18 protein-coding genes and 1 pseudogene are annotated in these 18,465 nt (G+C 64.8%); 13 read left to right on the top strand and 6 right to left on the bottom strand.

The features are described from left to right. Window positions 1-289: 289 nt before the first annotated feature. From B7G52_RS01560 to B7G52_RS01525, 8 genes are all read left to right on the top strand, one after another. The gene (locus B7G52_RS01560) at window positions 290-898 is read left to right on the top strand and encodes an alpha/beta hydrolase (RefSeq protein ID WP_096695712.1); all 609 of its coding nucleotides are present in this window, start codon (window positions 290-292) and stop codon (window positions 896-898) included. Continuing rightward, window positions 895-1,899: a sulfate ABC transporter substrate-binding protein gene (locus tag B7G52_RS01555; RefSeq protein ID WP_096695710.1), complete on the top strand. Its 1,005-nt coding sequence runs from the start codon at window positions 895-897 to the stop codon at window positions 1,897-1,899. The genes B7G52_RS01560 and B7G52_RS01555 overlap by 4 nt, the downstream gene beginning before the upstream one ends. 3 nt (window positions 1,900-1,902) lie before the next feature. Next, window positions 1,903-2,781: a sulfate ABC transporter permease subunit CysT gene (gene cysT, locus B7G52_RS01550; RefSeq protein ID WP_096695708.1), complete on the top strand. Its 879-nt coding sequence runs from the start codon at window positions 1,903-1,905 to the stop codon at window positions 2,779-2,781. Next, window positions 2,778-3,767, top strand: coding sequence for a sulfate ABC transporter permease subunit CysW (gene cysW, locus B7G52_RS01545; protein ID WP_240523283.1), 990 nt, complete (start codon window positions 2,778-2,780; stop codon window positions 3,765-3,767). Before cysT ends, cysW begins: the two co-directional genes overlap by 4 nt. Before the next feature lie 75 nt (window positions 3,768-3,842). Next, on the top strand, window positions 3,843-4,928 hold the full coding sequence (locus B7G52_RS01540) for a sulfate/molybdate ABC transporter ATP-binding protein (RefSeq protein ID WP_096695706.1): 1,086 nt from the start codon (window positions 3,843-3,845) through the stop codon (window positions 4,926-4,928). Between the two features lie 49 nt (window positions 4,929-4,977). Continuing rightward, window positions 4,978-5,256, top strand: a complete 279-nt coding sequence (locus B7G52_RS01535; protein ID WP_096695704.1) for a type II toxin-antitoxin system ParD family antitoxin — start codon at window positions 4,978-4,980, stop codon at window positions 5,254-5,256. Next, on the top strand, window positions 5,256-5,570 hold the full coding sequence (locus B7G52_RS01530; RefSeq protein ID WP_096695703.1) for a type II toxin-antitoxin system RelE/ParE family toxin: 315 nt from the start codon (window positions 5,256-5,258) through the stop codon (window positions 5,568-5,570). Before B7G52_RS01535 ends, B7G52_RS01530 begins: the two co-directional genes overlap by 1 nt. Window positions 5,571-5,740: 170 nt before the next feature. Next, window positions 5,741-6,262: a disulfide bond formation protein B gene (locus tag B7G52_RS01525; protein WP_096695701.1), complete on the top strand. Its 522-nt coding sequence runs from the start codon at window positions 5,741-5,743 to the stop codon at window positions 6,260-6,262. A 9-nt stretch (window positions 6,263-6,271) separates the two neighbouring features. Here the strand turns inward: B7G52_RS01525 and B7G52_RS01520 are convergent, their stop codons facing one another. Then, window positions 6,272-6,688, bottom strand: a complete 417-nt coding sequence (locus B7G52_RS01520; RefSeq protein ID WP_141397364.1) for a hypothetical protein — start codon at window positions 6,686-6,688, stop codon at window positions 6,272-6,274. Between the two features lie 88 nt (window positions 6,689-6,776). On the opposite strand from B7G52_RS01520, the gene imuA reads away from it, so the two are divergent. The 3 genes from imuA to B7G52_RS01505 all read left to right on the top strand — a co-directional run bounded on the left by imuA (window position 6,777) and on the right by B7G52_RS01505 (window position 12,575). Further along, a complete protein-coding gene (imuA, locus tag B7G52_RS01515; protein ID WP_240523282.1) occupies window positions 6,777-7,625 on the top strand; it encodes a translesion DNA synthesis-associated protein ImuA in 849 nt (282 codons plus the stop codon). After that, window positions 7,579-9,021: a DNA polymerase Y family protein gene (locus B7G52_RS01510; RefSeq protein ID WP_240523281.1), complete on the top strand. Its 1,443-nt coding sequence runs from the start codon at window positions 7,579-7,581 to the stop codon at window positions 9,019-9,021. The genes imuA and B7G52_RS01510 overlap by 47 nt, the downstream gene beginning before the upstream one ends. A 272-nt stretch (window positions 9,022-9,293) precedes the next feature. Continuing rightward, the gene (locus B7G52_RS01505) at window positions 9,294-12,575 is read left to right on the top strand and encodes an error-prone DNA polymerase (RefSeq protein ID WP_096695697.1); all 3,282 of its coding nucleotides are present in this window, start codon (window positions 9,294-9,296) and stop codon (window positions 12,573-12,575) included. An 18-nt stretch (window positions 12,576-12,593) separates the two neighbouring features. Here the strand turns inward: B7G52_RS01505 and B7G52_RS01500 are convergent, their stop codons facing one another. The 4 genes and pseudogenes from B7G52_RS01500 to B7G52_RS23930 form a co-directional block, all read right to left on the bottom strand. Continuing rightward, on the bottom strand, window positions 12,594-13,949 hold the full coding sequence (locus tag B7G52_RS01500; protein ID WP_096695695.1) for an erythromycin esterase family protein: 1,356 nt from the start codon (window positions 13,947-13,949) through the stop codon (window positions 12,594-12,596). 20 nt (window positions 13,950-13,969) lie between these two features. Beyond that, on the bottom strand, window positions 13,970-14,632 hold the full coding sequence (locus tag B7G52_RS01495) for a phosphoribosyltransferase (RefSeq protein ID WP_096695693.1): 663 nt from the start codon (window positions 14,630-14,632) through the stop codon (window positions 13,970-13,972). Continuing rightward, on the bottom strand, window positions 14,607-15,323 hold the full coding sequence (locus tag B7G52_RS01490) for a dienelactone hydrolase family protein (RefSeq protein WP_096696040.1): 717 nt from the start codon (window positions 15,321-15,323) through the stop codon (window positions 14,607-14,609). The genes B7G52_RS01495 and B7G52_RS01490 overlap by 26 nt, the downstream gene beginning before the upstream one ends. Window positions 15,324-15,613: 290 nt before the next feature. Next, window positions 15,614-15,844: pseudogene (locus tag B7G52_RS23930) on the bottom strand (DUF1272 domain-containing protein); the annotation flags it as partial. Window positions 15,845-16,011: 167 nt separating this feature from the next. On the opposite strand from B7G52_RS23930, the gene B7G52_RS01480 reads away from it, so the two are divergent. Next, window positions 16,012-16,677: a DsbA family oxidoreductase gene (locus tag B7G52_RS01480; RefSeq protein WP_096696038.1), complete on the top strand. Its 666-nt coding sequence runs from the start codon at window positions 16,012-16,014 to the stop codon at window positions 16,675-16,677. Between the two features lie 7 nt (window positions 16,678-16,684). Here the strand turns inward: B7G52_RS01480 and B7G52_RS01475 are convergent, their stop codons facing one another. Continuing rightward, window positions 16,685-17,122 (bottom strand): OsmC family protein, encoded by a 438-nt coding sequence (locus B7G52_RS01475; RefSeq protein WP_096695689.1) that lies wholly within the window; start codon window positions 17,120-17,122, stop codon window positions 16,685-16,687. A 661-nt stretch (window positions 17,123-17,783) separates the two neighbouring features. On the opposite strand from B7G52_RS01475, the gene B7G52_RS01470 reads away from it, so the two are divergent. After that, window positions 17,784-18,254: a toll/interleukin-1 receptor domain-containing protein gene (locus B7G52_RS01470; protein ID WP_240523280.1), complete on the top strand. Its 471-nt coding sequence runs from the start codon at window positions 17,784-17,786 to the stop codon at window positions 18,252-18,254. The last annotated feature ends 211 nt before the right edge of the window (window positions 18,255-18,465 follow it).

Here is an 18,465-nt window from a genome sequence, read left to right as displayed (position 1 = left end):
GATAGCTGCTTGCGCAGGTGGAACAAGGGCTGAGGGCCGATTTGATGCATCGGTCCGGGCAACCGGTAAGAGATGCGGTCCACGCGGAAGGCCATCTCGGGCGGAACGCGAACAGGGCCAAGCTGCATCGGTTATATCGTTATGTGGCATAAATTTAAAACGATATATTCTTTTGAGTTTTAAGCCGGACTCCCCAAAATGCATTTTTGAATATGCATTGACAGGAGTTCTCATGACAACCGCCCAACCCCCCAGCGCCCGGCCTGTCCATTAACGATTGGTCAGGCAAGTGCGTGTCATCATCGTTCCCGGCTGGCGTGACTCCGGCCCCGGCCACTGGCAAAGCCTGTGGGCCGGGCGCTTGGACAACGCCGTGCGCGTGCAGCAGGACGACTGGATCACGCCCAGCCGCCAGGCGTGGGTGGCCTCGATAGCCCGCACCATCCTGCTGCAAAACGAGCCGGTCGTCATCGTGGCGCACAGCCTGGGCTGCATTGCCACCACACACCTGCCGGCCGATGCGGCAGCGCGCATCCAGGGCGCCTTGCTGGTGGCCCCGGCCGACCCGGAGCGCCGCTCCATCCTGAGCGACTTTGCGCCCGTGCCGGCCCGCAAGCTGCCTTACCGCAGCGTGATCGTGGCCAGCAGCAACGACCCGTATTGCCCGGTGCGCCTGGCGGGCGCCTATGCGCGGGCCTGGGGCAGCGAGTTCGTGCGCATCCAGGACGGTGGCCACATCAACATCGAATCGGGCCACGGCGAATGGCCGCTGGGCGCGGCCCTGCTGCAGTCGCTGGCCGTTGACGTGGATGTCGCTTCCCGCCTTCATTCACCTTCTTCCTCTTCTTCCTCTTCTTCTCGCTCTTCTTTTCCCTCCGCTCCTCTGGAAACTGTATGACCACCAAACTCAAACTCAAACTCAAACTCGTTCTTGCTTCCCTCGCCCTGGCCACCGGTGGCCTGGCTTCGGCCCAGACCCTGCTCAACGGCTCGTACGACGTGGCGCGCGAGTTCTACAAGGACTACAACGCGGCCTTCATCGCCCATTACAAGAAGACCACCGGCAAGGACATCAAGGTCGACCAGTCGCACGCCGGCTCCAGCGCGGTGGCGCGCTCCGTGGCCGACGGCCTGGACGCCGACGTGGTGACCATGAACACCACCACCGACATCGAGTTCCTGGCCGACAAGGGCCTGGTGGCCAAGGACTGGACGAAACGGTTCCCCAACGATGCCTCGCCCACCACCTCGACCATGGTGTTTCTGGTGCGCAACGGCAACCCCAAGGGCATCAAGGACTGGGCCGACCTCGTCAAGCCCGGCGTGCAGGTGATCGTCGTCAACCCCAAGACCGGCGGCAACGGCCGCATGGCCTACCTGGCGGCTTGGGGCTCGGTGCGCAAAAACGGCGGCACGGATGCACAGGCTGCGGAGTTTGTCGGCAAGCTCTACAAAAACGTGCCCATCCTGGCCAAGGGCGGCCGCGACGCGACTTCCATCTTCCTGCAGCGCAATACGGGCGATGTGTTGATCACCTTTGAATCCGAAGTGTTGTCGGTCAACCGCGAGTTCGGCGAAGGCAAGGTCGATGCGGTCTACCCTTCGTCCAGCATCGTGGCTGAAAACCCGGTGGCCGTGGTGGAGCGCACCGTGGCCAAGAAGGGCACGGGCGAACTGGCCAAGGCCTACCTGGCCTACCTGTATTCGGACGAAGGCCAGGAGATCGCCGCCAAACATGCGATTCGTCCGCGTTCGCCGGCCGTGCTCAAAAAGTATTCGAACGTCTTCAAGCCGATCCAGCAGTTCACGGTGAAGGACTACTTCGGCTCGCTTGGTGAAGCGCAGAAGGTCCATTTCAACGACGGCGGCCAGTTCGACAAGCTCTACACCGTCAAGTAATCCATGACTGCTGCGACCCTTTCTGCGGCGCCGCTGGCTGCGGCGCCGGTCCGGCGCGCCTCGAAAAAGGTGCTGCCGGGCTTCGGCCTGACCCTGGGCTACACGCTGTTTTACCTCAGCATCATCGTACTGATCCCGCTGTCGGCGCTGCTGTTCAAGACCTTTTCGCTGACCTGGGAGCAGTTCGTGACAGCGGTGACCTCGCCGCGGGTCATGGCCTCTTACCGCCTGACCTTCGGCGCCTCGCTGTTCGCCGCGCTGGTCAACCTGGTGTTCGGCTTGCTCTTGGCCTGGGTGCTGGTGCGCTACAAGTTTCCGGGCAAAAAAATCGTTGATGCGCTGGTGGATCTGCCGTTTGCGCTGCCGACCGCGGTGGCCGGCATCTCGCTGACCGCCATCCTGGCCGGCAACGGCTGGATCGGCCAGTACCTCGAACCGCTGGGCATCAAGCTGGCCTTCACGCCGGCCGGTGTGGTGATTGCGCTGATCTTCATTGGCCTGCCTTTTGTGGTGCGCACGGTGCAGCCGGTATTGGAAGACGCCGAGAAAGAACTCGAAGAAGCCGCGACCTCGCTGGGCGCGACACGCCTGCAGATTTTTACGCGAGTGATTCTTCCGCACATCACGCCGGCGCTGCTGACCGGTTTTGCGATGGCCTTTGCGCGCGCCATCGGTGAATACGGTTCGGTGATTTTTATCGCCGGCAACATGCCCATGATTTCCGAGATCACGCCGCTGATCATCATCGGCAAGCTCGAGCAGTACGACTACGCCGGCGCCACCGCGGTGGCCGTGGTGATGCTGGTGATTTCCTTTGTGCTGCTGCTGGTCATCAACGGCCTGCAGACCTGGCAGCGGCGTAATGCGGGAGCACCCGCATGACTAAACCGACCCCCACGCTCGGCACTGGCGTGTCCTCGCTGCCCCCCGAGGGGGCTGTGCTTGCTCGGGGCGGCCCTTCGCGGCGCACGGTCGGTGCTCGCGCGGGCACCACGGAGTCGCCGTGGGTGCGCTACACCCTGATCACTGTCGCGCTGCTGTTTGTCCTGCTGTTCCTGGTGCTGCCGCTGGCCGCCGTGTTCACCGAAGCCCTGCGCAAGGGCTTTGGCGCCTACCTGGCCGCCTTGAAGGAGCCCGATGCCTGGTCGGCCATTGAACTCACGCTGATTGCCGCGGCGATTGCCGTGCCGCTGAACCTGGTGTTCGGCGTGTCGGCCGCCTGGGCCATCGCCAAGTACGAGTTTCGTGGCAAGTCGTTTTTGACGACGCTGGTAGACCTGCCGTTTTCGGTGTCGCCGGTGGTCGCCGGCCTGATGTATGTGCTGGTCTTCGGCGCCCAGGGCTGGTTCGGCCCCTGGCTGGCGGCCAACGACATCAAGGTGATTTTTGCGGTGCCCGGCATTGTGCTGGCCACGGTGTTCGTGACCTTTCCCTTCATTGCGCGCGAACTGATCCCGCTGATGCAGGCCCAGGGCAGCGACGAGGAGCAGGCCGCCATCGTGCTGGGCGCCACCGGCTGGCAGACCTTCTGGCATGTGACCCTGCCCAACATCAAGTGGGGCCTGCTGTACGGCGTGATTCTGACCAACGCGCGCGCCATGGGCGAGTTCGGCGCGGTGTCAGTGGTGTCCGGTCACATCCGTGGGCAAACCAACACCTTGCCGCTGCATGTGGAAATTCTCTACAACGAGTACCAGTCGGTCGCCGCTTTTGCCGTGGCTTCGCTGCTGGCGCTGCTGGCCCTGGTCACCCTGCTCATCAAGTCGGTGGCCGAGTGGCGTGCCGAGCAGGAGCAAAAAGCCGCGGTGGATCTGCCACCGGAACGGCCCCGACTTGTTCCCTCTCCCTCCGGGAGAGGGCCAGGGTGAGGGCAGCTTCCAAGCTCCGCCAGCGCCGGCCCTCACCCCAACCCTCTCCCCATGGGAGAGGGAGAAAGAAAAATCATGAGTATTGAAATCCGCAACATCAGCAAACACTTCGGCAACTTCCAGGCGCTCAATGACGTGAGCCTGGACATTGCCTCGGGCGAACTGGTCGCCTTGCTCGGCCCCTCGGGCTGCGGCAAGACTACCTTGCTGCGCATCATCGCCGGGCTCGAAACCGCTGACCAGGGCAGCATTTTTTTCAGCGGTGAAGACACGACCGACGTGCATGTGCGCGAGCGCCAGGTCGGTTTTGTGTTCCAGCATTACGCGCTGTTTCGCCACATGACGGTGTTCGAAAACGTCGCCTTCGGCCTGCGCGTCAAGCCGCGGGCCTCTCGCCCCAGCGACGCCGACATCAAGAAAAAGGTGCATGAGCTGCTGGGCCTGGTGCAGCTCGATTGGCTGGCCGATCGTTTTCCGTCGCAGCTCTCGGGCGGGCAGCGCCAGCGGATTGCGCTGGCCCGCGCGCTGGCGGTCGAGCCCAAGGTGTTGCTGCTCGACGAACCTTTCGGCGCGCTTGACGCCAAGGTGCGCAAGGAACTGCGCCGCTGGCTGCGCCGCCTGCACGACGACCTGCATGTCACCAGCATTTTTGTCACGCACGACCAGGAAGAGGCGCTCGAAGTGGCCGACCGCGTGGTGCTGATGAACCAGGGCAAGGTCGAGCAGATCGGTTCGCCGCAGCAGGTCTGGGACCACCCGGCCAGCCCGTTTGTTTATGGCTTTCTCGGCGACGTCAACCTGTTCCACGGCCGCGCGCACGAAGGCAAGATCCAGCTCGAAGGCATGCGCCTGGATTCGCCCGAACACAGCGGCGCGCAAAACGCCAAAGCTTTCGCCTATGTGCGCCCGCACGACTTCGACGTGCAGCGTTATTCGCCGGGTGCCGAAGGCATTGCCGCCCAGCTCAGCCGCGCGATCGTGATCGGCCCCATCGCCCGGCTGGAACTGACACCCTCCGAAGACAGCGACCAGGCCGACCCGCTGATCGAAGTGCAGATTCCCTCACAGCAATACCGCGACATGGGGCTGCGTGAGGGCGAGCTGTTGGTGGTGACGCCGCGCAACGCGCGGGTGTTTGTGGAGGAGGGGGCGAGGATTTGATCATTCTGGAGCAGAAGCGTATGATTTAATCCTACTTCAGGAGTACCTCATGCGCACCACCCAACAGTTGAGCATCACCTTGCCAAATGAGATGGCAAGCCTGGTGAAAGCCAAAGTGGCCGCGGGGACGTATGCCACCGAAAGCGAAGTGATCCGGGACGGCTTGCGCGCCCTCATGGCCCGCGATCACGCTATGGAAAATTGGCTTCGTGGTCAGGTTGGCCCGGCGTACGACACGCTGAAGGCCGATCCGTCAAGAGCTGTCACCGCTGACCAGGTTCGAAAAAGGCTTGCCGCCGAACACAAGAAGACTTCTGCAAAAGCCTGATGCGTTACACCGTCGTTTTTGCGCCGGAAGCCGAAGATCAGATCGCCGAGCTTTACCACTACATCGCGCAAGCTGCCTCCCCGGACATTGCACAGCGCTATACGGAAGCCATCATCACATATTGCGAGGGATTGCATACCTTTCCGCATCGAAGCCATCCCCGCGACGACATACGCCCCGGACTGCGTGTCACCAACTACAAGGGGCGATGTGCCATCGCCTTCGCCGTGACCGGCGAGACAGTATCAATCATCGGTGTGTTTTACGGCGGACAGGATTACGAGACACTGCTGCAGTCTGAGAACGAGGATTAGGTCAGCATCTCAAGCCCGATCATGCAATTTGGATTTTGTTAATCGGGGCGTCAGCTCTGGACCGTTGCTTCACTCTGCTTGCGCATGACGTTTGTTTAAAGGGAACTTATCCCCTTCTAAACTCACGAACCATCGGACAATCCGTACATCGATCGAAAAAAAGGACCGTGATGTTGTTGAGCTATTTCGAAACCGCGCCACACCGTGTGCTGGCCCTGGTCTCTGCCGTCTGTGTCGCCATGCTGGCGTTTGGCTTGTACCTGCAGCATGTCGTCGGCCTGGAGCCTTGTCCCATGTGTATCGTGCAGCGTTATGCGCTGGTGCTGGTGGCGGTGGTGACGGGTGTCACGGCTTTCGCGCGCGGCAAAGGGCTGCTCATGACGGGTTCGGCGGTGACGCTGCTGGTGGCCGGCTTTGGCGCTTTTGTCGCCGCGCGCCAGAGTTTCCTGCAGTGGTACCCGCCCGAAGTTGCTTCGTGCGGGCGTGACTTCTACGGAATGATCGAGACCTTTCCGCTGCAGCGCGTGATCCCGATGATTTTCAGGGGCAGCGGCGACTGCACCAAGATCGACTGGACTTTTCTGGGCCTGTCGATTGCCAACTGGTCGTTTCTCTGTTTTGCCGGCATTGCGCTGCTGATGCTGGCCCTGCTGGTGGTGCAGGGGCGCGGGGCACAAGCCGCGCGCCGCTGATCCGGACGTTCAGTGCGGCAGCGGTGCCACCCGCGCCGGCACCAGCACAATTTCGATGCTTCCGCCGGGGTTGTGGCTCTTGAGCCGTAACTCGTCGTGGCTCAGGGCCAGGATGTCGGTTTTGTACTCCTGCGCTTCCTCGATCATCGTGAGCTTGCCGTTTTGGTAGGTCCAGGCACCGAAGGCGGCCTTGCTGTTGGGCGAGGTGACCACCAGCGTGCCGTCCGACAAAAATGCGTACAGCGTGCCGGGCGCGACCCCGGTGGACAGGCTGACTTCCCACACCTTGTTGATGAAACCCGGCTTCACGTTGGCGGGGTAAGGCCTGGGCGTGTTGGCCAAGTCGACGGGTTCGGGCTCTTTCGAGCAGGCCGCGACCAGCAAAAGCACAGCCAGGCAACAGGCCCGCCGCAGTGAATCTTTCATCGTGCGTGACTCCAAGAGAAAGTCCAAAAGAAAGGATACTCCCCTGAGGCCGGAAAAGGTGTAATACTGTACATATAACCAGTATTCTATGTCTTTTCCCTTCATGAACCCGCTTTCTTCCGTCACGCCCGCATCGCCTTTGCCCGCCGGCCTGGCGCAGCACGCCGACGTCTGGCGCGCCGCCGAGCTGGGCAGCCACAGCCTGCCGGCCCTGGACACCGGCTATGCGCCACTGAACCAGGTGCTGCCCGGCGGCGGCTGGCCGCAGGGCACGCTGGTGGAAATGCTGCAGCCGCAGGCTGGCCTGCACGAGTGGGGTTTGCTGGCGCCGGCGCTGGCCGCCGTGCAGGCCGCGGCGCCCGCCAAACTGGTGGTGCTGGTGGGCGCGCCCTGGTTGCCGTTCGGCCCGGCGCTGGGCGCGCGCCAGCTCAACATGCAGCGCGTGCTCTGTGTGCGCGGCCAGGGGCCGGCGCTGCTGTGGGCCACCCGCGAAGCCCTGCAGTGTGCCGACGTGGCCGCCGTGCTGGCCTGGCTGCCCGATGCGCGCAGTGCCCATTTGCGCCGCCTGCAGATGGCCGCGCATGCGCACAGCCAGTTGTTGTTTGTGTTCCGGCCGCTGCGCGCGCAGCTCGAGTCTTCACCCGCGCCGCTGCGCCTGCTGCTCGAAGGTGCGGCGGCCGAAGAGGGCAACCTGCGGGTGCATGTGCTCAAGCGGCGCGGCCCGCCGCTGGCCGCGCCGCTGCTGCTGGCCACGCGGCCGGCGCGCCTGTCAGCCCTGCTGGTGGCCAGCCGCGAACGCGTGCGCCGCCGCCGCGAGGAAGCCGGTGTCCTGCTGCCCCGGCTGCAGCCGGCCCAGGCGCGTGTGGCTTTTGTACCCGGGGAGGATGCCCATGCCCATGCACTGCTGGATCGCATTGCAAACATCCATCACCACTGAGCCGGGGCCGGCACTGATGGACGAGGCCGCGCTGCAGCGCACCGTGGCCAGCCTGGCGCTGGGCTTCACGCCGCGCGTGGCGCTGGTGGACGAGGCCGTGCTGCTGGACGTGACCGGCAGTCTGCGCCTGTTTGGCGGGCTGGCGCGCCTGATGCAATTGCTGACGCAGAGCGCGCTGGCGTTTTTTGAATCAAAAAACCTTCAAGCCCATATCCGGCGGGCGCAAGGCGCTACATCCTTGATAGCACTGGGGCGCTTGCGCCATGCGGCCGTCAAGCCGGGGCAGGGCCGTACGCGGGTGGCCGACCTGCCCATGCACACCCTCACCGCGGCGCGCCCGCACCTGAGTGTGCTAGAGCGCATCGGCTGCCGCAGCTGGGATGACTTGCTGCGCCTGCCGCGCGACGGCGTGGCCCGGCGTTTCGGCGCGGAACTGCTCGAAGCGCTGGACCGTGCGCGCGGCAGTCTGCCCGACAACCATGAGTGGCTGGTGCTGCCCGAACATTTCGAGGAAAAGCTTGAGCTCAACGCGCTGGTCACGCACGGCCCGGCGCTGATGGCCGGGGCCGAACGCCTGCTGGCCAGCCTGCATGCCTGGCTGCTGGGGCGGCAAAGCGGCATCTGCGCACTCCGGCTCACCTGGTACCTGGACAAGCGCCGCGACGTGGCGCCCACCGGCGAGATGGAAGTGCGCACCGCCCAGCCCACACAGGACCTGCGCCACGTCACGCGCCTGATCGCCGAGCACCTTGCGCAGCAAAAGCTGCCGGCGCCGGTGCATGCCTTGAGCCTGCGCTCGCTGGTCACCGAACAACTGGTGGACGCGGCCGCCGCCACCACCAGCCTGCTGATGGAAGCGCGCCAGCAGGGCGACAGCGCGGTGGAACTGATCGAACGCCTGAGCGCCCGCCTGGGGCCAGCGCAAGTGCAGGCCTGGCAGCCCTGCGCCGACCACCGGCCCGAGCAGATGCAGCGCTGGGTGAGTGCCCAGGGTGCTATTCAATTGATAGCTTCTGGCGACCGCCAGACAAGGGCCAGACGCCAAAAAGGCTTGAAGAAAGTGGAGGAAGGTGAGGCCAGGGTTGACGCCCTCTACCCGACCTGGCTGCTGCCCGAACCGATCCGGCTGGCGGCGGTGGGCGACAGCCCGGTCTACCAGGGGCCGCTGCTGCGGCTGGCGGGCCCGCAGCGGCTGGAGGCCAGCGGCTGGCTGATGACCGGTGACGCGGCCGGCGACGGCACTGGCGTGCGCAGCAAGCCCGCGGCGATCCGCGACTACTTCATCTACCGCAGCCAGCAGGCGGGTTTGCTGTGGGTTTTCAGCGAGCGTTTGCCGGTGCCGCAGCCGGAGCACGCGCAGCGGCGCGCCTGGTACCTGCACGGGTTTTTTGCCTAGGGCCTGTTCACACTATTTATGCAAGATGCGTTGCGAGTCAAAAAGATCATGCGTGAGGCGCAAAATGCAGCCGGGCTGGCGCCCGGCAAGGCTTTGCAACGCTGCGCATGGCCTTTTTGGCCGCAACCCGGAGGGAACGTGGTGAAAACAACGCCACTCGTCGTTGCACTCCTAGCCCAGCCGCCCAGGCTGAGCGTCGTCGCGCGCCTAGATTGGCGCTGTTTTCACCACGTTCGCACTCGTATAAATAGTGTGAACAGGCCCTAGACGTCATGTTCAGCGGACCGCTTCCCGACTATGCCGAGCTGCATGTACTGAGCAACTTCAGCTTCCAGCGCGGCGCCTCACATGCCGAAGAGCTGGTCGAGCGGGCCGCCGGCCTGGGTTACCGCGCGCTGGCCATCACCGACGAATGTTCGGTGGCCGGGGTGGTGCGTGCCCATGTGGCGGCCAAAAAACACGGGCTCCAGCTGCTGCCCGGGGCCGAATTTTGGGTAGAGGCCGGCCATCCGTTCCGACTGGTGGTGCTGCCGCACAACGCGGCCGGCTGGGGCAACCTGTGCGAGTTCATCACCGCGGCCAAGCAAGCCGGTGACCTGCTCGACAAAGGCAGCTACCGCGTGGCGCTGGGCGACAGCGATTTTTCGCTGCTGGCTGATTGCGAAGTGTTGCTCGCGCCCTTGCCGGACGCTATCGATACCGAAGCGCTTGGCGCCCATGCCGCCTGGGCTGCAGGCCTGTTTGGCATGCAGGCCTGGCTGGCCGTCGAGCTGCTGCAGGGCCTGGACGACGCGCTGCGCCTGCAGCAGCTGCAAACGGTGGCGCAGCGCACCGGCATCCGCCTGGTGGCGGCCGGCGGGGTGCGCATGCATGTGCGCTCGCGCAAGCCGCTGCACGACGTGATGACGGCCATCCGCCTGGGCAAGACCGTGTATGAATGCGGCTTTGCCCTGCAGGCCAATGCCGAAGCGCATTTGCGCCCGCGCATGCGCCTGGCCGACCTTTACCCGGCCGGGCTGCTGCGCGCCACGCTGGCGGTGGCGGCGCGCTGCAGCTTCAGCCTGGACGAGATCCGCAACCTGTACCGCTACCCGCTGGGCGACATGGTGCCCGAAGCGGAAACGCCCGCACAGTGCCTGCGCCGGCTGACGGCCGAAGGCGCGCGCGAGCGTTACCCCGGCGGCGTGCCGGAAAAGATCCAGACGCAGATTGACTACGAACTGGCCCTGATCGAGGAACTCGGCTACGAGATGTACTTCATCACCGTGCACGACATCGTGCGTTTTGCCCGGCAGCAGGACATCCTGTGCCAGGGGCGCGGCTCGGCCGCCAACTCGGCCGTCTGTTTTTGTCTCGGCGTGACGGCCGTCAACCCGGCGGAAAGCCAGCTGCTGTTCGAGCGTTTCATCAGCCGCGAACGGCGTGAGCCGCCCGACATCGATGTGGACTTCGAACACCAGCGGCGTGAGGAAGTCATCCAGTACATCTACGGCAAATACGGCCACGACCGGGCCGCGATTGCCGCCACCGTGATCAGCTACCGGCCGCGCAGCGCCATCCGCGACGTGGGCAAGGCGCTGGGTGTGGCGCCCGAGCTGGTCGAGCAGCTGGCCAAAGAGCATTTCTGGTTTGACGGCAGCGAGGCGCTGGAGAAAAAACTCGCCGAAGCCGGCTTGCAGCAGGACCCCGGGCCGGTGCTGCAGTGGCTGGACCTGTCGGTGCAGCTGATCGGTTTTCCGCGCCACCTGAGCCAGCATGTGGGCGGCTTTGTGCTGACCCAGGGCAAACTCACACGCCTGGTGCCGGTGCAGCCGGCGTCCATGGAAGATCGCCGCATCATCCAGTGGGACAAGGACGACCTCGACGCCATGGGCCTGCTCAAGGTCGATGTGCTGGCGCTGGGCATGCTGTCGGCCATCAGGCGCTGCCTGCACCTGGTGGACCAGCTGCGCGGCAGCCAGCTGCAGATGCACCAGATTGCCGGCGACGACAAGCCCACCTACGACATGATCTGCGCGGCCGACACGGTGGGCGTGTTCCAGATCGAGAGCCGCGCGCAGATGTCCATGCTGCCGCGCCTGCAGCCGCGCAACTACTACGACCTGGTGGTGGAGGTGGCCATCGTGCGGCCCGGACCTATCCAGGGCGGCATGGTGCACCCCTACCTCAAGAGCCGCGAAATTGTCCGTAACGGCGGCGAGATCGAATTCAAATACCCGGAGCTGAAAGAGGCGCTGGGCCGAACGCTGGGCGTGCCGATTTTCCAGGAGCAGGTCATGCAGATCGCCATGATCGCCGCCAAATTCACGGCCGACGAGGCCGACGATTTGCGCCGCTCCATGGCGGCCTGGAAACGCAAAGGCGGGGTCGAGCGTTTTCACGACCGCCTGGTCAACGCGATGACGGCCCGCGGGTATGACGCCACCTTTTCGGAAAACATCTTCAGCCAGATCCGAGGTTTTGGCGAGTACGGCTTTCCGGAAAGCCATGCCGCCAGTTTTGCCAAGCTGGTCTATGTGAGCTGCTGGCTCAAGTGCCACGAGCCCGCGTGTTTTCTGGCGGCGCTGGTCAACTCCCAGCCCATGGGGTTTTATGCGCCGTCACAGCTGGTGCAGGACGCGCGCCGGCACGGGGTGGAGGTGCGCGCGGTGGACGTGACCTGCAGCGCGTGGGATTGCACGCTGGAAGAACCTTCCGTTTGCGCTGAGGCTGAAACCGTTCGCCCTGAGCCTGTCGAAGGGTTCTTCGATGCGGCGGACAGGCTTCGACCCTTCGACAAGCTCAGGACAGGCCAAGCTCAGCCCGAACGGAGCAAAAAACAACCCGCCGTGCGCCTGGGCCTGCGCCTGGTGGCGGGCCTGCCGGAAGCGGCGGCGCTGCGCATCACGCAAGCCCGCGCGCAAGCGCCTTTCAGCTCGACCGAAGACCTGGTCTCGCGCGCGCAGCTCGGCACGCGCGAGATCAACGCGCTGGCCGCCGCCGATGCGCTGCGGCCCCTGGCCGGCCACCGGCGCCAGCAGGTCTGGGAAGCCTCGGCCATCCAGCCCGCGCCCGCCTTGCTCAAGGCCGTGCCCACGCATGAAACCCCCCTGGTTTTGCCGGAGACACCCGAAGGCGAAAACATCCTGTTCGACTACCAGGCCACCGGCCTCACGCTGCGCCGCCACCCGCTGGCCCTGCTGCGGCCGCGCTTGGCCAGGCGCGGCCTGCTGAGCGCCGGCGAGCTCAATGCCTTGCCCAACGGCCGGGAGGTGGCGGCCTGCGGCATCGTCACGGTGCGCCAGCAGCCGCAAACCGCCAAGGGCACCATCTTCGTGACGCTGGAAGACGAGACCGGCCCGGTCAACGTGATTGTCTGGAAATCACTGCGCGACACCCAGCGCCACGAGGTGCTGCATGCACGCCTGCTGGCGGTGTACGGCGTCTGGCAGCGCAGCGAGGAAAACGACACCCGCGAAGGTTACGGCGCCGTGCGCAACCTGGTGGCGCACCGGCTCGAGGACCTGACGCCGCTGCTCGGTCGGCTGGGCACCTCCAGCCGCGACTTCCATTAAAGAAAGGCCAAAAAAAACCTACATACCCGACGGGAAGGTCTCGGGTGCCTCGCCGGTATGCCACACCGGGCCGCGGTCCAGCGGCTCCAGCGCATGGGTTTCGTCGATGTGGATCAGCGCGTCGAACTGCTGGCTCAGGTGGGTGTGGAAGTAGTGGCTCTGGCGCTCGGTCTCGGGCCGGTAGATCACGCCGATGGCGCGCTGCAGCCGCTGCGGTTCCGCGATTTCGCCCAGCGCGGCGTTGTCGCGCAGGTTCAGCCAGAAACGGCTGGTTTCGGTCTGGTGGAGCAGCGCCTCCCAGCTGCCGGGCAGGCCGGCGCGCACTCGCTTGTGCTGCGGCGGTTCGTCCCAGTTCGACGCGGCCGTCACCGAACCGTGGTGGGTGCTGAAGCCCACCAGCACGGCGTCGCCGTCATGGCGATCGCGCACGAGCTGGCCCACGTTCCATTCCCCGCGGTCGCCCATTTCGGTGGCTGCTGCGTCGCCGAGGTGCGAGTTGTGTGCCCAGACGGCCATGCGTGGCGGCACGCCGTCGGCGCCCAGGTGGCGGTCCAGCGCCTGCAGCGTTTCTTCCATGTGGCTGTCGCGCAGATTCCACGACGACACGCGCCCGCGGAACATGGTGCGGTAATACTCCTCGGCGTTGCGCACCAGGCGCGCGTTCTGCTGGACGTAAAACATCTCGTCGCGCTCCAGCCCGGGCGTGGTCGGCAGCTCGCCGAAGCGCCGGGTCATGGCGCGCAGTTGCTGCACCACATCGTCTTCGCAGCTGGGCGCCAGGCCGAAACTGGCGGCGTAACCGTAAGCCTGGCTGTCTTCGGCCGCGTGGTCGAAACAGGCATACCGGTCGCGCGCCCGTTCTGCCGCCGGCGGGTCGGTGCGGTCCAGGTAGGCCAGCACCTCCTGGATGGATGTGAACAGGCTGTACAGGTCCATGCCGTAGAAGCCGACCTGGCTGGCGGCGCTGCGGCCAGCGTTGTGCTCGCGCAGCCACTCGACGAAGTCGCGCACCACGGTGTTGCGCCACATCCAGGCGGGAAAACGTTCAAACCCCGACAGGGCGTCCCCGGCATGGCGGTCGTCGGACAGGCCGCGCACATAACGGTTGACGCGCCAGGCGTCGGGCCAGTCGGCCTCCACCGCGATGGCGGTGAAGCCTTTTTCGGTGATCAGGCGTTTCGTGATGTTGACGCGCTCCTGGTAGAACTCGCGCGTGCCGTGGGAGGCTTCGCCGAGCAGGACAAAACGCGCCGGACCGATCAGCCGCAGCAAGCCGTCGTAATCGTGCGCGCTGCCGGTCAGGGGGTGCAGGTGCTGCCGCAGGCCCTCCAGCAGGGCCGTGTTGGTGTGCAGGGTGGAATGCTGCGTGGTCATGGCAGGGTCCTCGTGGGGTGTCAGGGGGACGGCGCGTGCTCACGGGCGTCTTCAAGCAGCGCGCGCACTTCGTCGTCGCTGGTCTGCGGAAACTGCCGGTACCACAGGCCGACGGCGCGAAACGGTTCGGGCGTGGCGACGCAGACCACTTCATCGGCCAGGGACTGCAGCGCCTGGCAGCTATCCGCGGCGCCCACCGGCACGGCCATCACCAGGTGGGCCGGCTGCTGCTGGCGTATGCCCAGCAGCGCGGCGTGCATGGTTGCGCCGGTGGCCAGCCCGTCGTCAACAACGATCACCGTGCGGCCGTGCAGATCGGGTGCCGGGCCCTGGCCGCGGTAGAGCCGCTCGCGCCGCTGCAGCTCGGGCTGCTCGCGCGCCACCGCGGCGGCCACCTCTTCGGGCGTGACGTGCATGCCCGGCATCGGGTTCATCACGCGCACGCCGCCGCTGGCAATGGCCCCCATGGCGTATTCCTCGTGGCCCGGAAAACCGAGCTTGCGCACCACAAACACGTCGAGCGGTGCCTTCAGCGCGCGCGCCACCTCGTAAGCCACGGGCACGCCGCCGCGCGGCAGGGCCAGCACCAGCAGGTCGGGGCGGCCGCGGTAGTGCGCCAGCGCGTCTGCCAGCACGCGGCCCGCCTCGCGGCGGTCCTCATAGGGAAGGCGTGTGTCTCTCATGGTGAACCCCCGTGTTTTTGGCGGGAGCCAGGTAGGCGCTGAACCAGTCGGTCGCCAGATCGGCCACCTGCTCCAAGGTGCCGCGTTCCTCGAACAGGTGGGTGGCGCCCGACACAATGGCCAGCCGTTTTTCGCAGTGCAAATGGGCGTAGGCCTGCTCGTTGAGCGCGATCACCTCTTCGTCATCACCGCCCACGATCAGCAGCGTGGGCGCTGTGACCGCCGCCAGCGCCACCGGGCCGGCCAAGTCGGGGCGGCCGCCGCGCGAGACCACGGCGGCAATGCGTTTGCCGAGCAGCGCCGCGGCAATCAGCGCCGCCGCGCTGCCGGTGCTGGCGCCGAAATAGCCGATGGGGGCGTGTTGCAGGTCCGGCTGCGCCGCCACCCAGTCGGTGACCTGCTGCATGCGCCTGGTCAGCAGGGCGATGTCGAAACGGTGTTCGCGGGTGTGGGTGTCGACCTGTTCTTCCTGCACGGTGAGCAGGTCGAACAGCAGGGTGGCAATGCCCGCCTGCTGGAGTTTCTGCGCCACCTGGCGGTTGCGGGCGCTGTGCCGGCCGCTGCCGCTGCCATGGGCAAACACCACCAGGCCTTTGGCCCCGGTCGGCAGGACCAGGTCGCCGTACAGCCAGGTTTCTCCGCAGGGAATACGGACTTCGCGGCTCGCCGGGGCAGAGGTGGGACGGTTCATGGACATCTCCGTTTGAGATGCCCACCATAGTCCTGCGCGGCGCGGCCTGCCATCAGACAAGTCCTATTTGACGGTCAGACGGGCCTGGCCGTGCCAGCTGCTTGATGTAGAGCAAAAACAGGTGCCAGCCCAAGCAGGACGTGCGCAAGCAGCTATGAAATCAGGAGCCGCTGGTGCGGCGGCAGCGAGCCCTCGACGCGGGGAACCCCACCGCGCGACGACACAACAGAGGAAACGGAAGAAACAGAGGAAAGGAAAGGCGGGCTGCTGTTCATCCCGTGGCCAGTTTGTCCGCCGGGTTTGAAGACCCGCTCGGTCGAGGCCGGGTAGCGGGCCAGCTTGTCCGCCGGCCGGCGCGGCCGCACGACGAGTTCACCGCCGCAGTTGGGGCAGATGCCCTGGAGCTTGCTGGCGGCGCAATCGCTGCAGAAGGTGCATTCGAAGGTGCAGATGCGGGCGTCAAGGGACTCGTTGGGCAGGTCCTTGTTGCAGCACTCGCAGTTGGGGCGGAGTTGGAGCATGGTGTGTCCTGATGTAAACCGGGTGGAAAGGGTTTGGCTCTTCCTGTGCATTCTGGGGTAGTTTTCCGCCAGAGGGGTGTCCTCCGGCTGGCCCGCCAGCCTGCGGGGTTGCTCGATAGACACTACCATTGGCCCTGATTTCCTACTCCTCTTTCAAGGACACACGCATGACCACGCCGGCACCGATCCAAATGAAAATCGACTTCGTCTCCGACGTGTCCTGCCCCTGGTGCGTGATCGGCCTCAAGTCGCTCGAAGACGCGCTGGGCCGGGTTTCTGGCGAGGTCCAGGCCGAGTTGCACTTCCAGCCTTTCGAGCTGAACCCGCGGATGCCGGCCGAAGGCCAGGACATCGGCGAACACCTGGCTGAAAAATACGGCTCCACACCCGAGCAGTCGCAGCGCAACCGCGAGATGATCCGCGCGCGCGGGCAGGACGTGGGTTTTACCTTCAGCATGGACAAACGCAGCCGCATCTACAACACCTTCGACGCCCACCGCCTGCTGCACTGGGCCGAGGAAGAAGGAGAAGGGCGCCAGCGGGCGCTCAAGGAGGCGCTGTTCAAGGCCTATTTCACCGACGGCGCAAGCCCGGGCTCGCACGAGGTGCTGGCGCGCGTGGCCGGCGAGGTCGGCCTGGACATCACGCGTACAAAGGCCATTCTGGCCTCGGACGAGTACGCCGACGCCGTGCGCGAACGCGAGCAGTTTTACCTGCAGCAGGGCATTCACGCGGTGCCGGCCGTCATCATCAACGACAAACACCTGATCTCGGGTGGGCAGCCGGCCGAGGTGTTCGAGCAGGCCTTGCGGCAGATCGCCGCCGCAGGCTAAACGTCGATCACGGCTTGAAGGTTGCCTTCAGCGTGATCTCGGGCACGCTGGCAAGTGCCTTGGACAGCGGGCAGCCGCGTTTGGCGGCCTCGGCGATCTGCTGGAATTGGTCCGGGGCCATGCCCGGTACCTTCGCGTCCAGTGTCAGCGTAATGCGGTCGATCACAAAACCGTCGCCTTCCGGCACCAGCCGGACTTTGGCTTGGGTGTCGACCTGCTCGGTGGCAAATCCCGCCTTGTCGCAGGCAAACGAAAAGGCCATGGTGAAACAGGCGGCATGCGCCGCGCCCAGCAGCTCTTCAGGGTTGGTGCCTGTGCGGTCGTCCTCAAAACGGCTGCCAAAACCGTAGGGATAGGCTTTCAGCGCGGCGGTTTCGGTGCTGATCTGGCCCTGACCCTGTTTGCCTTGGCCTTCCCAATGCACGCTGGCGGTTTTTTCGGTCATGGTGTGTCCTTTGGATGATGTGTTGGATGGCGAACCACGCTGTGCGTGGCCACCTGTCCACTGTGCCCAGCCGGACGCGGGCAAGGCGTGAGACATCATCGCCAATGGGAGCTGGCCTTCTCCTACGCTGAAGCAACTGTGTGGCGTCGTGCGCTGCGCTTTGCGCGCTCTGACTCCTTTTTCGGGCCGTTCGCCTCGACGCTCTGGCAGCTACTGAGCCGTACAGATCAAGCTTCTACGGTGTATATCGAGAAGCAAATGAGCACGCTGAGACATGTGGAATGCTAAACAATCCTCCCATGTTCGGAGGGCTTTTTTCGTTCAGCCTCATCTATTCAGAGGAGGCGCAACGTAACAAAAAAGCTTACCGTGCTACGGGTCAAGACACCATCGTCACCCACACAGCAAGGAACCTTCAATGGCTAGATGCACAGCACCAACATATGGTCATCGCACAGCGAGCGGTCGAGCAGACTGCCCAGCATGCGGAGGTGGCGGCTATAACCGCTACGGCGGCTACGGTTCCGGGTCGTACCCGTCCTACGGGAGCAGCGGGGGTGGCTATGGCAGCAGCGGTGGCAGCGGTAGTGGCAGGTCCAGCGGCAGTCCGAGGCCGCGCTGGTCGAGACCGGGTTCGTCCGTGTCATACACGTCTGACCAAGTGCAGTCACTCACCCCGATCCGCGAAGCCGTTGAGGCACGAGCAGCGGCGCAACCTGACCTTCGTGACGTCTTCCTGTGCCACGCGTGGGACGACCGGCAGGGGCCAGCCAAAGAGCTGCACGATTTGCTCGAGGCCGCTGGTGTCAAAGTTTGGTTCAGCGAGAAGGACCTGGGCCTCGGCGTGCCGATGATGCGCGCCATTGACAAGGGCTTAGCCAATTCGCGAATAGGGCTTGTGCTTGTAACTCCTGCGTTGCTGAACCGCCTCCCAAAAGAGGGCGTAGCCGATAAAGAGCTTTCGGCACTTCTGGCTGGTAACCGGCTAGTTCCAATCGTGCACAACACCACATATGTAGCTCTACGAGATATCAGCCCCATGCTAGCCTCCCGAACCGGCTTGGACACCACAGAAGATTCAATGGCGGTGGTCGCAGCAAAAATCGCAGAGCTGGTAGCGGTCGCGCTATAGCTCGATTCCATGAGATTCAATACTTAACAGGCGGATAAACGAACAATGCTTTCTTTCTTTAATGGCTCGTCCGGGGAATCTGTGGGTAGTTTCTGAGGGTTTGGGGATAACGACATGGATTTTCCAGTGGGTTAGATATCCCGCCCGCCGTGGACAAGGCACCTGCCTACAGACGAGCCTGGGTACAGCGGCTCGGCGGTGCGTGACTTGC

It is taken from the genome of Polaromonas sp. AER18D-145 (genome assembly GCF_002379095.1).
Lineage (GTDB): Bacteria > Pseudomonadota > Gammaproteobacteria > Burkholderiales > Burkholderiaceae_C > Polaromonas.
Note: the sequence above shows the minus strand (reverse complement) of the source record. Positions and strands in the feature narration are given on the sequence as shown.